We start from the raw sequence: 14,334 nt of genomic DNA, 5'->3' as shown, positions 1-14,334 counted from the left end.
GGTATTGCTTTGAAGAAGTAAAACAATCAGCTAATTATATTATTTAATTACTAAACTAACCCTGTCTTTCCTTATTATTGTCATTTTTATTCATTACTATTTTATCATATTATTGAATTTTTACACAATAAAAATTATTAATATTATTAAATTTTCACTAATATATATTAATTTTATATTTTTACTTACTTAAATCTATTATATTTATTTGTTACAGCATTACCTTTATAATTAATTCAACTATCATCATTTTTATTATTATATTTATTTCATAATGAATTTTTATATATTTCTTTTCTGATTTCTATTTCTGAATTAATATTTTCATTAATATAATGTAATACATTTAATTTGTTTAAATTTGCCATTCTTAAATGTAATAAGTTATTTAAATTCTTATGATTATATATTTTTGCTCCATATCCTAATTGTTGTTTTACTAAATGTGATACATCACTCTCGATGCTACAACCGATATTTCATTCTAAATTTTGATTATGAATGCCGTGCTTATTATTACTGAAATAATTACTCGCCCTCCTTAAATTTGTTTTAATATCTTTATTTAATTCATTTTTAGCGACATTACGAATGTTTTTTATCAATTCTTGATGATTTCCATTTTTATATAATTCAATTCAACTATTTAGTGTTACTTTGCGATTTTCAAAAATAATATTAAATGCCGCTTGTTTTAATTTTTTAATAGTGTGATAACCATCTAAAATATATCTAACATTACCAAAACTATTGGCAATTTCTCTAATTAATAAATCACGATAATCAATTGTATTTATTCGTTTACCAATTTTTAACATTAGAAAATGACCTCGTTTGTTTTCTAATTCTCTACGAGCATTTTTGTAATTTTTTTCTTTATGTCCGGTATGAAAAGTAGCTAAACGAATTCTTTGGTCTTGTTTAACTTTATTATCTAATGTCGCTAAAAATGTCTCATCTAGTTGAATATATAAATCATTATTTTTAACATCAATTCTAGTTTTAGTTTCTTGTTCTGTTAGTTGAAAATATTCAGCAATATCGTATTTATTTAAAATATTTGAAATACTAGCTTTTGAAATATAACAATGATTTAGAGCATCTAAAACATCGCGATACCGTTTACCATCACCCAAAAAAGACTTAAAACTTTAAATTGGACATCAAAATAAATGCGTTGTTTGGGCAATAAACCAATTTCTTTATCTAATAAACATACATATTCAAATTTACCTGATTTTTGATTTCAATATTTATATCGGCGTCGTTTAAAAATAACTTCACCAAAAATTGTAATAATTGTTCTTGTTGCAAAATGAACTACTTTATAACCTTGTTTTAAACAATAATGATATTTATATAAGTATTCATCTAATTTTTCATATTCGTTAGCTAATTGTTCACATTTGTTAGTGTACATATTTTTATGCGTTGTAAATAAACTTAATCAATGCTTGTTTTCTATCGTTTTTAAATTATTATTAATTTTTAACATAAAAAATCACCTTTCTTGGTAGTAATTTTAATAAAGTTTAATTTATTTGCTTCAATAATACAATTTTCAGTTACTATCATAGTATTGTAAGAAGCCTATTATAGTAAAAGTAGAATTTTTTTGTTTGACGGTATATAATGAAACTGCAAAGTGAATAGATTCCAGACTAAGATTTGGAAAAAGCATGTTGATTATTTAATAAATTTTATTAATTAGTAAAAATTCACGAAAAGGATTTGATTTATATGAAAAAACTTTTAGAATTACTAGGAACAATTACTATTGCTAGTAGTGCCATGCTAACAGTAATTGCGGCCGCTCCTAATCGAAAACATAATATTAAAAAAAGACAAAACAATGAAGATATTTTAACTACTCCAAAAATACAAAATGAACAACAATTCCAATCTTCAAAAAATACAGATAGTCAAACTGATATTATTGAAAAAGAAATTAATTTAGATGAAAATTATTCTGAAAATATTCAAAAAATGTTGCAAGAACTTATTGATGAAAAATATCTTGATCCATTAAGAAGTATTAATATGGGCGGACTTATAAGCAAAGAACTTAATAATAAAACAATTATTTCTAAATTAGAAGAATTAGAGCCCAAAATGGCTAATTGAATTAAAGAATGACAAAATAACAAAGAAAAAATATTAATATTAACATTAAAAAATAGTAATAATAAAAGTATAAAATTAGTAATTAATTTAAATAATCTTTATTTACTAGAGTTTGTCAACAATCAAAATCATTATTTTTATTTTGATGATGAACTTTTAGAAAAAATATTCCTGCAATAACAGTAGGTTCTTCTAAACTATAAAAGAAAACAAACTTTTATTTAATGAAGAAAAAGTGAAAGAATATTTGCAAGAAAAAAATAAATTAATTCCTCTTAAAGAAAAAGAGAAAAATATTAAAAAATTAAATTATAATAATGAATTAAATTCTTTAAATAAAAAACTCAGTAATTTACAAGGTGAAAATTTAAAAGATGATGAAGAAAAAATTAAAACTTTAAATAAATCAGTAATTAAAAAATATAATTGTCAAAAGATTAATTTAAATTATACAGGAGCATACACAAGTGATGGTTTAAATGTTGTAATAAAAGAAAATGGAAAACCAGATAAAGGAAAAAATATTAATATTTCTAACGAGACTTTAAAAGATGCAATTTCAAATTTAGCAGATTATGATAATAATAAACAAGAAAATCAAACAATAAAAGATGATTTAGTAAGAATGATTTTTATTACAAGTGAAGCCATGAGGTTTCAATGTGATGAAAAGACTTTAGAAATTTTTGCAAATATTAAAAATATTAATGAATGCCAAATTGTAAAGTTAAGTGCAACTAAATTATTTTTCTAACCAAATATTCGATTGGCGAAAGATAATTTAGTATTTTTCTTGGTCTTTGGTTTAAAGACAATATAAATTTATGAACTGCATTTTTAGTAGTGTTTGAAAAATTAAATTTTTTAGGAAATTTTTCTCTAATTAAACCATTAGTATTTTCATTAGTACCTCTTTGTCAAGGTGAATATGCATCAGCAAAATAAATTTTCACATTTAAATTTTTTTCAAGTTGTTGTCAATTAGCAAATTCTTTACCCCTATCAAATGTTATAGTCTTAACAAGACTATTTGGAAGAATTGATAAATAATGACTAATATTTTTGTTAATAACTTTAGTAGTTCTATTTTCAACTAATATTGCTAAAGTAAATCTTGATGTTCTTTCAACTAAAGTTATTAAACATGATTTACTTTTACCTCGTGATGATACTACAGTATCACCTTCTCAATGGCCAAGAGTTATGCGATTATTAACATTTCGTTCTTTAATGGATTTACCATTAAATTTACCCCGATTTTCTTGAGATTTTCGTTTCTTACCTTTTCTTCTTAAATTTTTACTAGTAACCTTTTCAAGTAATCCAGAATAAATTCAATTGTAAATTGTTTTAAAACTAATAATTCATTCTTGATGAAAATTTTTAATTCTGCCATAAATTTGTTCAGGCGATCAACCTAATAATAATTTTTGTTGTACATATTTTACTAATTCTCTATTTTTAAATTTATGAAAATAAACATGTAATTGTTTTCTATTTTCTGCTTTATTTTGTGCAATTAATGAAAAATAATGATTATTATCTTTATTTCTATTAACTTCTCGATTAATAGTACTAATACTTCGATTAAGATTTTTAGCTATTTCACTAATTTTTACTTTAAATTTCAATTGATTCTCAATATAAATTCTTTCATCTATGCCAAGATGTTTGTATCCTATATAAAAACTCCTTAAATTTACTTTTTCTAAAATAAACTTAGCATCATGAAATTTTTATATGAAATCTTTTGCAATTTTATTTACTTGCACTTACAAGTATAATTCAGCTCTATTAACTTCTCGATTAATAGTACTAATACTTCGATTAAGATTTTTAGCTATTTCACTAATTTTTACTTTAAATTTCAATTGATTCTCAATATAAATTCTTTCATCTATGCCAAGATGTTTGTATCCCATATAAAAACTCCTTAAATTTACTTTTTCTAAAATAAACTTAGCATCATGAAATTTTTATATGAAATCTTTTGCAATTTTATTTACTTGCACTTACAAGTATAATTCAGCGAATTAAAAAAAATCATATCTGAGAGTAAAAATATATTAAAAGATATTCAAGAAAAAATATTTAACAAAAATAAAATAATAAATTGAAAAGATTATACATCACAATTAAGAGGTGATTGAAAAAAATATTCAGAACAGTTTAATAAATTTAGAATAGAAATTTGAGAAGAATTAATAAAAATCAAAAAAATGTATGATTTTATTTATAATAATCAAGATATAATTAATGAAATTTTTAAAAAAGAAAATGAGAATTACAAAATAATCAAAGCAGTAGGAGATCTATTTGATAAACCACAAAACCAAAAATTTTCCGATATTAAAATTGAAATTTTAAATTACATACAAAAACAATTAGAACTAAGAAAATTCCTTGGGAAATTATATAATATGATAAATATAAAACAAATAAATATTAATGAAAATCAATTAATTTATAATATTGGTATTAATAAGAATCAGGAAAATTTTCTTTTAGTTATAAGTGTTTATCAAAAAAACTTAGATATTATTAAATTATTAATTAATTTAATTCCGAAATCAGAAATGATAAATGGTAATTCAAATGATTTTTTTTCACCTTTAAATATAGCACTTGCTCTTCGTCATACAGAAATTGTAAAAGAACTATTAAAACATAAAAATATTAATGTAAATAAAACAGAACCTATTTGTCATATGAGTGTTTTACACAATGCGGTACGTTTGGGTGAAACAGAAATTGTAAAAGAATTATTAAAAAATCCTGAGATTAATGTTAATATTACAGCTATAAATGATATAACACCTTTGCATTTAGCAGTAATACTTGATAAAAATGAAATTGTTACCGAATTGTTAAAACACCCTAAAATTAATGTTAATGCTATAGTTAAAAAAGACTATACAATTCCCTTTTTAAAAGAAGTTTTTGATAAGTTAAACCATTCTGATATTGATATCAATCTTAAAGAAAAAATAAAACTAACACCTTTATTTTTTGCAGAATTTTTTGGTAAAACACAAATTGCTGAAGAATTATTAAAACACCCTAAAATTAACACTGACAGTAGTTTAAAAAAAATTATTCCTAATCTTCTTGAAGCAGAAATGGAAAAACATTTTAATTCAGAAGAATTTGAAAAAGAATTTGAAAAAATATTAAAAAATAAAATAAAATTATGTAATGAATTATTAGAAAAAGTTCAAGATGAACAACAAAAAAATAAAATTATAAAAAGTTTAGAAGAAACTAAAAACGCTTTAAAAGAATTAAAAGAACCAAAAAGAAATGAAAAATTAGATAAAGAAAAACAAGAAACAGAAGAAAACAAAAAAATTTCTGAAGAAATAATTAAAAAACTTGAAGAAGATATTAATTCAAAAGAATTTGAAGAAAAAATTAAAAAAATCTTTATTAGTGATTTAAATAAATATTTTAAGGAAAACAATGAATTAAAGGAATTTCCAAAAATAATGCAAAATTATAGGAATTTAACAAAAGAAAAACAAAATGAATTGGTAAAAGAATTAGTAGAAATTAAATTATGAGATTTTATTATTATAAATCGTAATTTAGGAGAAATAGCAGATAATTCTGAACAAACAATTTTAAAACATGTTAGAGAATTAAATCCTAAGTTAGATTTTTTAAAAAAAATTAAAATTACAAATATTAATATAACAACTGCACTTATTACTTCTAATGATGAAAATTGTCCTGGTGGCGTAATAGTTACATTTACACTTGCTAAAAAAGCAAGCAAACCAAGTAAGACACAAAAAACAATTACAAAAGATGAATCAGATTTTGGAGGATTTAAACGTGGTTTTTTAAACTCATCTTCAAAATCTAATAGCAACATTAATACAAATGCTGGCGGAAGTCAATCACAAGGTAGCAGTAGTAAAAGAGTGAGTGTTGGTGAACAAGCTGGAACTAGTGGCACACAAAACCAAAATACTAAAACAACAAATCAAAATAATTTGTATGATGTACCAGCGGATAATAGTTGTTTGTTTTGGTCGGTAGCAACATCTTACTTATTGCCAGCTAGAAATAATAATGAAGAATTTAGAAACCGATTTATCCAATTGCTGAATTATACTTGTAAGTGCAAGTAAATAAAATTGCAAAAGATTTCATATAAAAATTTCATGATGCTAAGTTTATTTTAGAAAAAGTAAATTTAAGGAGTTTTTATATGGGATACAAACATCTTGGCATAGATGAAAGAATTTATATTGAGAATCAATTGAAATTTAAAGTAAAAATTAGTGAAATAGCTAAAAATCTTAATCGAAGTATTAGTACTATTAATCGAGAAGTTAATAGAAATAAAGATAATAATCATTATTTTTCATTAATTGCACAAAATAAAGCAGAAAATAGAAAACAATTACATGTTTATTTTCATAAATTTAAAAATAGAGAATTAGTAAAATATGTACAACAAAAATTATTATTAGGTTGATCGCCTGAACAAATTTATGGCAGAATTAAAAATTTTCATCAAGAATGAATTATTAGTTTTAAAACAATTTACAATTGAATTTATTCTGGATTACTTGAAAAGGTTACTAGTAAAAATTTAAGAAGAAAAGGTAAGAAACGAAAATCTCAAGAAAATCGGGGTAAATTTAATGGTAAATCCATTAAAGAACGAAATGTTAATAATCGCATAACTCTTGGCCATTGAGAAGGTGATACTGTAGTATCATCACGAGGTAAAAGTAAATCATGTTTAATAACTTTAGTTGAAAGAACATCAAGATTTACTTTAGCAATATTAGTTGAAAATAGAACTACTAAAGTTATTAACAAAAATATTAGTCATTATTTATCAATTCTTCCAAATAATCTTGTTAAGACTATAACATTTGATAGGGGTAAAGAATTTGCTAATTGACAACAACTTGAAAAAAATTTAAATGTGAAAATTTATTTTGCTGATGCATATTCACCTTGACAAAGAGGTACTAATGAAAATACTAATGGTTTAATTAGAGAAAAATTTCCTAAAAAATTTAATTTTTCAAACACTACTAAAAATGCAGTTCATAAATTTATATTGTCTTTAAACCAAAGACCAAGAAAAATACTAAATTATCTTTCGCCAATCGAATATTTGGTTAGAAAAATAATTTAGTTGCACTTAACTTTACAATTTGGCAATTATTTGGCGAATTACAATTAAGTTATTTATCATATGTTCAAACTTTATTGCATCAATTTGATTTATCAAATACCAACAATTTCTTGCAAGATTGATATCAAGATGCAACCGCACATAGATTAGTAAGAGTTGTTTTTCGTAATCGCGTTGTAAATTATATTGAAAGAAATTTAGATAATCCAACCAAAAGCAATGCTAATCAAGCAGAAAGCTTTCGCAGTGCAATTCAGATAAGTGAAAATGAAGTTGTTAATAATTACTTAGATAGAATGAGAAATATTAATGCGTGAGGGGGCGAAATCGAAATATTGGCCATGAATAATCTTTTAAATGCTAATATTGGAGTAGGTGCTGATATTCCTTATCAACGAGTTAATCAAAATTCAAATAATAATAACATAGCGATATTTTATGTTGAACTTACAAAAGGCTCTGGTATTCACAATCATTATAATTTTGCTTTAACACCAGAAGAAAATCGAACAAACCACCCTATTGCTATTAATGACAATCAAGGAAATATCCCGGTAGTTGATACAACAAAAAGACCAGATAATTTACCACCAACAACCCCAAAATCAGATACAAAGTCAATTAAATTACCGGTTGATGATCACGCGCAACACCATACTATTTTATCTAACAATAATGAGGATGATGATGCTAATCAAGGTGATATTATCAACGCACCAGAACCAACAACAACCCCATTACAAAAAGATGAATATCATTTTGTAGATAAAAAAACAGAAGAAAAAAGTTTAAAAAATGATGAAAATTTAGAAATTAACTTAATTAAAAACAATAATAAAATTAAAATCAAGCAAAATGTACCTGTAGTAAATAAACCAATAAACAAAAATATTATCAACACACAAATAACAGCTACCAAGGCAATAAATCAATACAACGCTCTTTCAAAAGAAGAAAAATTAAAAAAATTAAATGAAATTAATCGTTATTATCAAACATTATCTGAAAATGATAAAAAAACTTTTAAAGAAAAATTAACAAATACTGGATTAGCAGCTTTAAGTGGGGGTGCATTAACAGCTTATGGAACAAAAATGACTGTTAGTAGTACTGCTGCTACTGGTGTCACAAATGCAGAAGCAATGGAAATGACCCCACTCTTATCAACAAGTACAACAGAAAGTTTAGCCGCCGCGGAAACAATTACTGTTGCTGAAACAGCAGCGGTTGAAGGTGGAATTATAGCAGGGGAAACCGGTACTGCTGCCGCTCTGGCTCCAGAAACCCTAGGATTATCCTTAGTAATTGGAGGATTAGCAATTGCAGGAACATGAATGTATTTTGCTTTTCATCATCATTCAACATCTGATATTGCATTGCCAGCTTCAATTCATCATAATGTTTATGATAACATTGAAAAATGATATAAATTTCTAGCTCATGATAAATTAAAAATTAAAATTAACAAAAACACATGAAATGAAATTAAACAAAATAAAAATTCACAAGCAACCATTACTAAAATTATTAAAAATAAATTTATTATAAATGACCATTCTGGCTGAGGCGGGAGTGTCACAAATGAAGATTTCAATACTCTCGTAAAAGTAATGCTGCTTCATTTTGAACAAATAAATGGTTATTTTGAAATATTAGATAATGAAAATGATGGTTTTGTCATTATAACCAACACTGAAGGCGATTGACTAGGAATAGAATAAAATTTAACATTTTTAATTAAAAAGCTGAATTATACTTGTAAGTGCAAGTAAATAAAATTGCAAAAGATTTCATATAAAAATTTCATGATGCTAAGTTTATTTTAGAAAAAGTAAATTTAAGGAATTTTTATATGGGATACAAACATCTTGGCATAGATGAAAGAATTTATATTGAGAATCAATTGAAATTTAAAGTAAAAATTAGTGAAATAGCTAAAAATCTTAATCGAAGTATTAGTACTATTAATCGAGAAGTTAATAGAAATAAAGATAATAATCATTATTTTTCATTAATTGCACAAAATAAAGCAGAAAATAGAAAACAATTACATGTTTATTTTCATAAATTTAAAAATAGAGAATTAGTAAAATATGTACAACAAAAATTATTATTAGGTTGATCGCCTGAACAAATTTATGGCAGAATTAAAAATTTTCATCAAGAATGAATTATTAGTTTTAAAACAATTTACAATTGAATTTATTCTGGATTACTTGAAAAGGTTACTAGTAAAAATTTAAGAAGAAAAGGTAAGAAACGAAAATCTCAAGAAAATCGGGGTAAATTTAATGGTAAATCCATTAAAGAACGAAATGTTAATAATCGCATAACTCTTGGCCATTGAGAAGATGATACTGTAGTATCATCACGAGGTAAAAGTAAATCATGTTTAATAACTTTAGTTGAAAGAACATCAAGATTTACTTTAGCAATATTAGTTGAAAATAGAACTACTAAAGTTATTAACAAAAATATTAGTCATTATTTATCAATTCTTCCAAATAATCTTGTTAAGACTATAACATTTGATAGGGGTAAAGAATTTGCTAATTGACAACAACTTGAAAAAAATTTAAATGTGAAAATTTATTTTGCTGATGCATATTCACCTTGACAAAGAGGTACTAATGAAAATACTAATGGTTTAATTAGAGAAAAATTTCCTAAAAAATTTAATTTTTCAAACACTACTAAAAATGCAGTTCATAAATTTATATTGTCTTTAAACCAAAGACCAAAAAAAAATACTAAATTATCTTTCGCCAATCGAATATTTGGTTAGAAAAATAATTTAGTTGCACTTAACTTTACAATTTGGCAATTAATAAAATTTATCGAGCAATCAACGACCTTTCTCCAAAAATTAATCTATAGTCTCTTTACCTTGGAATCTAATTATAAACCATTTTTAAAAATTTTCTGCAGTATTTTATAATTTATCATTTCTTTTTTAAAAAACCGCTTGTACTTGTCATAAGTCTGTGGTATATTACACATTTGCTCCTAGATGCCTGTCATAATCATCAAAATCAAAACAATTATAATTACGAATAAAATATTGTTTAGCATGATAACCAGTTTCAATACCATCAAGAACAGACTCACTATTAATTGTTTGCAATTCATTATTATTTAATAACCCTGATGAATTATTTTTTTCTAAAAAATCATTTTCTGGTAAGTCAAAGAAATAAGTTAATTCCTTATTATATTTTATTATTAAAGGATGATTTTCTTTTCGCAAAAGAAGTGTTTTTTTAGCACATTCACGATAGTTTTTATAATCTTCCTTATAAATCTTATTTATAACTGGTAATAATATCTTATTCTCTTTCTGCATTGCTAAATAATCTCTTCCTTTCTTTTTGTTTGTTAGATATTTAGAGATAAAAAATGACTTAAATTTTAATTAAAATTTAAGTCATTTTACTTCCTTTTTTATTGCAGAGTACATTCCTGAACTGCTATAGTTTTTTAAATAATTTTAAAAAACTGATGATTTTCAATTCTCATAAAAGTATTATGAAATATTAAAATTAAAATAGCAAGGTTATTTTTTCTTTTTATAAAAATTGCTAATCTTTTTTTGTTTAAACTAGTTTTTTCTATGATGTTTTTTGTAAGATGAGAACATCCTTTCTTTGAATAATAAAAATTGAAATAAAGTATGTTATGAGAAGAATAAATAATACAATGCCAACTGTTAATAATAAAGAAATTAATGAAATATGAGTTAGATACATAATTCCTGAGAGTTTAAATATATAAGCACCCACAATATATCAAGTTAAAAATGAAAGCCCCACACCACCAGCAAAGAAAAGAATAACAGCAATTAAATACCAACCAATAATTAAACTAACAATTTGCTTAATATGATAACCGAGAATTTTCATTGTCGCAATAATAAAAACATTATCATCAATAATCATTGAAACTAATAAAATTAAAACAATAATTACTACTACTAAGGTTACATAACGAATTGTATCTAAAACACTACTAATGATATTTAAAAGATTAGTAATACCGTCTTTTGCTAAACGAATAATAAGAATGCTATTAAAATTAGCAGTATTCTTAATTCCTAATGTTGGAATGTTAGGTTCTTCTTTTATTAATGGTGGTCTTACTAAATTGTTTTTATTGTTGTTAGTACTAATACTATCAATTGTGACAATCGGAATACTATCTCTTTCATAATAAAGTCCCATTGACCGTAAGGGTTGTAATACTTCATTTTTCCCCATTATAAAGTTATAAAAATTATTATTTTGAAAATCATTACCCTCTTTATTAACATCAATAATGTCATAATTGTCACCATTCTTAATAGCTTCACGATAAACAAAATATTTCGCAATTAGTTTTTCATTAGTGACAATAGTTCATCCATCGGTAGCATTATCAATAATACCAACAATTTTAATATTCATATCTTTAATTCAAAACATATTAAAATTATTAATAATATCACTGACTTGATATTGATGCTGATAATATTCAGCATAACTACGAGAAACAAGAACTGGTAATATGCGACGCTTAGCATTATAATCATTAGGATTATTAAAGTAAAGTTGATCAATGTATTGGTCACTATGTTTAATATTTAATATGTCTTGAAAAGATTTTTGATTTACACCATAAACAAAGGCATTAAATCCTGAATTAATCTTTTGAATCGCGTTTAATGTGGGAACATTGAAATAATAACGATTCATCAAATAATCTTGTGTATTATCATATTCTACATAATTAAGGGTTAAATCAATATTTTCAATATTAATATTGGTATTTTTAAAATCATCAATAATGTTTAAAAAACTCATAATGTCTTTAAAATTAAATTCAGATGGTATTTTTTTACTAAGTTCAATAATTAATTTCCGATTTTTTAAAATAATAGCTATTGTGTCACTACTAACATTAAATTTATATCGTTCAGGAATTTTTATTTGTAACGCTTTAAGACGATTAAATCATTTCATAAGTTGGTTTTGTTTATCAACATTTAACTTTTGAAATATTTGAATAAGACTAATATTAGGATTTTCATTTACGATTTTTTCAACGACAGCGAAAATTTCTTTTAACTTCTCATTGTCAATAGTATTAAAAACACGATAAATAGTTGCTTTTTTAGTATCAGGTTTTATTTCTTCATCTTGTCAATCAACGAGATAATATGCAAATTCTCTATTTGAATTGTGGTTATAAATATTAGATGTCTGAGAACCAATTATATCTTGTAAAGCAATATACTCATATTGTTGATTGTAAAAATAAGCAGTCGTTGCCGATTGTTTTGTATTGTTAGCATTAAATTGGTCATAATCAGTAATATTACGATATTGTTCATTATAGCTGTTACTGCCAGCAACTTTTCATTCGGAATGAAAACTATCAATTTTATGATTCATTGTATCCACAGTTAAATATTGTAAAAATAAAATAAACGAAGCTAATAACAAAATACTACCACTTACTAATCATTTTCCAAATGATTTAGTAAAAAAAGCTACTGAAAGACGAAATGAAAACGGAAATTTAACTACTAATGATTTAAAAAAATGTGCTGCTAAATAACCGTTACTACTATTGGAAGCATAAATTAATTGTAGTACGGGCATTCGTAAAAGAAAGGTTGTTAATCCTCAACAAACAAAAGTAAATAACAATGGTAAAAAGATAAAAAATATTAATAAAATTTTAATATCAAAATAAATCGTTACAATGCCAAAATTATAAATTAACATTGCTCCTGAAAATTGCTTTTGAAATAATAATGAAATGCCAAATCCTAAAATAGCCGCTAAAGATGTAATAATAAAAATTGAACCAATAAAATTAAACGAAATTTGTCAACCTTTATAACCAAATGATTTTAAAATTCCAATTTGAGTGCGTTGGTCATTAATTTCTTTACGAATAAAAAAAGATACAATTAAAACTAATGCTGACATTGAAATAAAAGTTAAAGCAATAAAAACAATACTTTGAATAATTAAATTACTTATTAATTCATCACTTATAACTTTAATAAAATTCTTATTAACATCTTCAATTAAAGTTTTTTCTTTTAATTGCTTGTAAATATCTTTTTGAGCTTGAACTTCATCACCACTAATTGTTAAATAAATATTAGAATTTTCAAAACTACTTTTAGTATCATTACGAAAATGATCATCAAATAAAAGATCAAGGGTAGTATAAATTACGCCATTATCTTTAGGACTTAACTGTTCGGGAATTACTGTTTGAATTAAACTATTTTTTTGAATAAACTTTGTTGTATAACTATTTCCGAAACCGACAACAATAAATTTATTATTTTTAATTATAAATGAATCATTAATTTTAATATTATGGACATAACTATAAGTCTCACTAATAACAATTTCATCATTTCTTATCGGAATTCGTCCTTTAACAATACTAACAGGATTATTATTAATTAATCCAATATTTTCTAAATCAAAACTAGGAACAATATCAAATTCCTGACCATTATTATTTTGAATGCGTCCTTTAAAAAATAATGAACTTTTAATATTTTGAGAGTTTGTTGCCATTAAAATTCGCCAATTACGAATGCTAGTTTCACGAAGTGGAACTTTATCACTATCTTTATTTTGAGTGGTGACAATTAAATGGATTGAACAAAGCATTGGATCAATAAAAGGCTCTTGTTTATTTTGATTTTCAATTTGACAATTAAAACCTTCATTTTCAAGTTTTGCTAACATTAGCATTAATTTAGCATTATTATTTTCAAAAGGAATGCTAGTGTGTTCTGTTAAATCAATAGTTGTATTGCTACTATCATTAATTAACTTTAATTCTGAGGGTTTAGAAATACGATGTGTTGGTCGCAAAGAATTTTTATAGATTAAATCATACTTTGATGTAATTTGTTGATTGTTAGCAAACATGGCACTAAAAATACTAATTGCTAGCACCAGCAAAATTAGTAAACCAATATATTGTAAAAATCGTTTCTTAATAGAACGAAAAGAGTTTTTTAAAAGAACAAACATCTACTTAAC

At 24.0% G+C, this 14,334-nt stretch carries 12 protein-coding genes; 6 read left to right on the top strand and 6 right to left on the bottom strand.

Annotated features, from left to right (window positions below; genetic code table 4):
• Positions 1 to 185: 185 nt before the first annotated feature.
• Complete coding sequence (locus AAHN02_RS02740; protein ID WP_342278097.1) at positions 186 to 1,136, bottom strand: hypothetical protein; 951 nt, start codon at positions 1,134 to 1,136, stop codon at positions 186 to 188.
• Positions 1,103 to 1,495 (bottom strand): UPF0236 family transposase-like protein, encoded by a 393-nt coding sequence (locus AAHN02_RS02735; protein WP_342278096.1) that lies wholly within the window; start codon positions 1,493 to 1,495, stop codon positions 1,103 to 1,105. Before AAHN02_RS02735 ends, AAHN02_RS02740 begins: the two co-directional genes overlap by 34 nt.
• A 245-nt stretch (positions 1,496 to 1,740) precedes the next feature.
• On the opposite strand from AAHN02_RS02735, the gene AAHN02_RS02730 reads away from it, so the two are divergent.
• Together AAHN02_RS02730 and AAHN02_RS02725 are read left to right on the top strand one after the other, a co-directional pair.
• Positions 1,741 to 2,304, top strand: a complete 564-nt coding sequence (locus AAHN02_RS02730) for a hypothetical protein (RefSeq protein ID WP_342278095.1) — start codon at positions 1,741 to 1,743, stop codon at positions 2,302 to 2,304.
• A gap of 55 nt (positions 2,305 to 2,359) precedes the next feature.
• Positions 2,360 to 2,878: a ribosome-inactivating family protein gene (locus AAHN02_RS02725; RefSeq protein WP_342278094.1), complete on the top strand. Its 519-nt coding sequence runs from the start codon at positions 2,360 to 2,362 to the stop codon at positions 2,876 to 2,878.
• Here the strand turns inward: AAHN02_RS02725 and AAHN02_RS02720 are convergent.
• Both AAHN02_RS02720 and AAHN02_RS02715 read right to left on the bottom strand, forming a co-directional pair.
• Positions 2,862 to 3,755, bottom strand: a complete 894-nt coding sequence (locus AAHN02_RS02720) for an IS30 family transposase (RefSeq protein ID WP_342278093.1) — start codon at positions 3,753 to 3,755, stop codon at positions 2,862 to 2,864. The two genes, AAHN02_RS02725 and AAHN02_RS02720, sit on opposite strands and share 17 nt — an antisense overlap.
• Positions 3,756 to 3,896: 141 nt before the next feature.
• Entirely contained in the window at positions 3,897 to 4,046 is a 150-nt protein-coding gene (locus tag AAHN02_RS02715; protein ID WP_342277390.1) for a helix-turn-helix domain-containing protein, read from the bottom strand.
• A gap of 297 nt (positions 4,047 to 4,343) precedes the next feature.
• Between AAHN02_RS02715 and AAHN02_RS02710 the strand changes: the two genes are divergently transcribed.
• The 4 genes from AAHN02_RS02710 (at position 4,344) to AAHN02_RS02695 (ending at position 10,067) form a co-directional block, all read left to right on the top strand.
• Positions 4,344 to 6,257, top strand: coding sequence for an ankyrin repeat domain-containing protein (locus AAHN02_RS02710; RefSeq protein ID WP_342278092.1), 1,914 nt, complete (start codon positions 4,344 to 4,346; stop codon positions 6,255 to 6,257).
• Between the two features lie 80 nt (positions 6,258 to 6,337).
• Entirely contained in the window at positions 6,338 to 7,282 is a 945-nt protein-coding gene (locus AAHN02_RS02705; RefSeq protein WP_338966716.1) for an IS30 family transposase, read from the top strand.
• A gap of 296 nt (positions 7,283 to 7,578) precedes the next feature.
• Positions 7,579 to 9,003, top strand: a complete 1,425-nt coding sequence (locus tag AAHN02_RS02700; protein ID WP_342278091.1) for a hypothetical protein — start codon at positions 7,579 to 7,581, stop codon at positions 9,001 to 9,003.
• Between the two features lie 131 nt (positions 9,004 to 9,134).
• Complete coding sequence (locus AAHN02_RS02695) at positions 9,135 to 10,067, top strand: IS30 family transposase (protein WP_342278090.1); 933 nt, start codon at positions 9,135 to 9,137, stop codon at positions 10,065 to 10,067.
• A gap of 207 nt (positions 10,068 to 10,274) precedes the next feature.
• Here the strand turns inward: AAHN02_RS02695 and AAHN02_RS02690 are convergent, their stop codons facing one another.
• A complete protein-coding gene (locus tag AAHN02_RS02690; RefSeq protein WP_342278089.1) occupies positions 10,275 to 10,625 on the bottom strand; it encodes a hypothetical protein in 351 nt (116 codons plus the stop codon).
• 265 nt (positions 10,626 to 10,890) lie between these two features.
• Positions 10,891 to 14,325 (bottom strand): ABC transporter permease, encoded by a 3,435-nt coding sequence (locus AAHN02_RS02685; RefSeq protein WP_342278088.1) that lies wholly within the window; start codon positions 14,323 to 14,325, stop codon positions 10,891 to 10,893.
• Positions 14,326 to 14,334: the final 9 nt, after the last annotated feature.

The organism is Spiroplasma endosymbiont of Nephrotoma flavescens (assembly GCF_964030835.1).
Classification (GTDB): Bacteria; Bacillota_I; Bacilli_A; order Mycoplasmatales; family Nriv7; genus Nriv7.
This window is presented reverse-complemented; position numbering and strand designations above follow the sequence as displayed.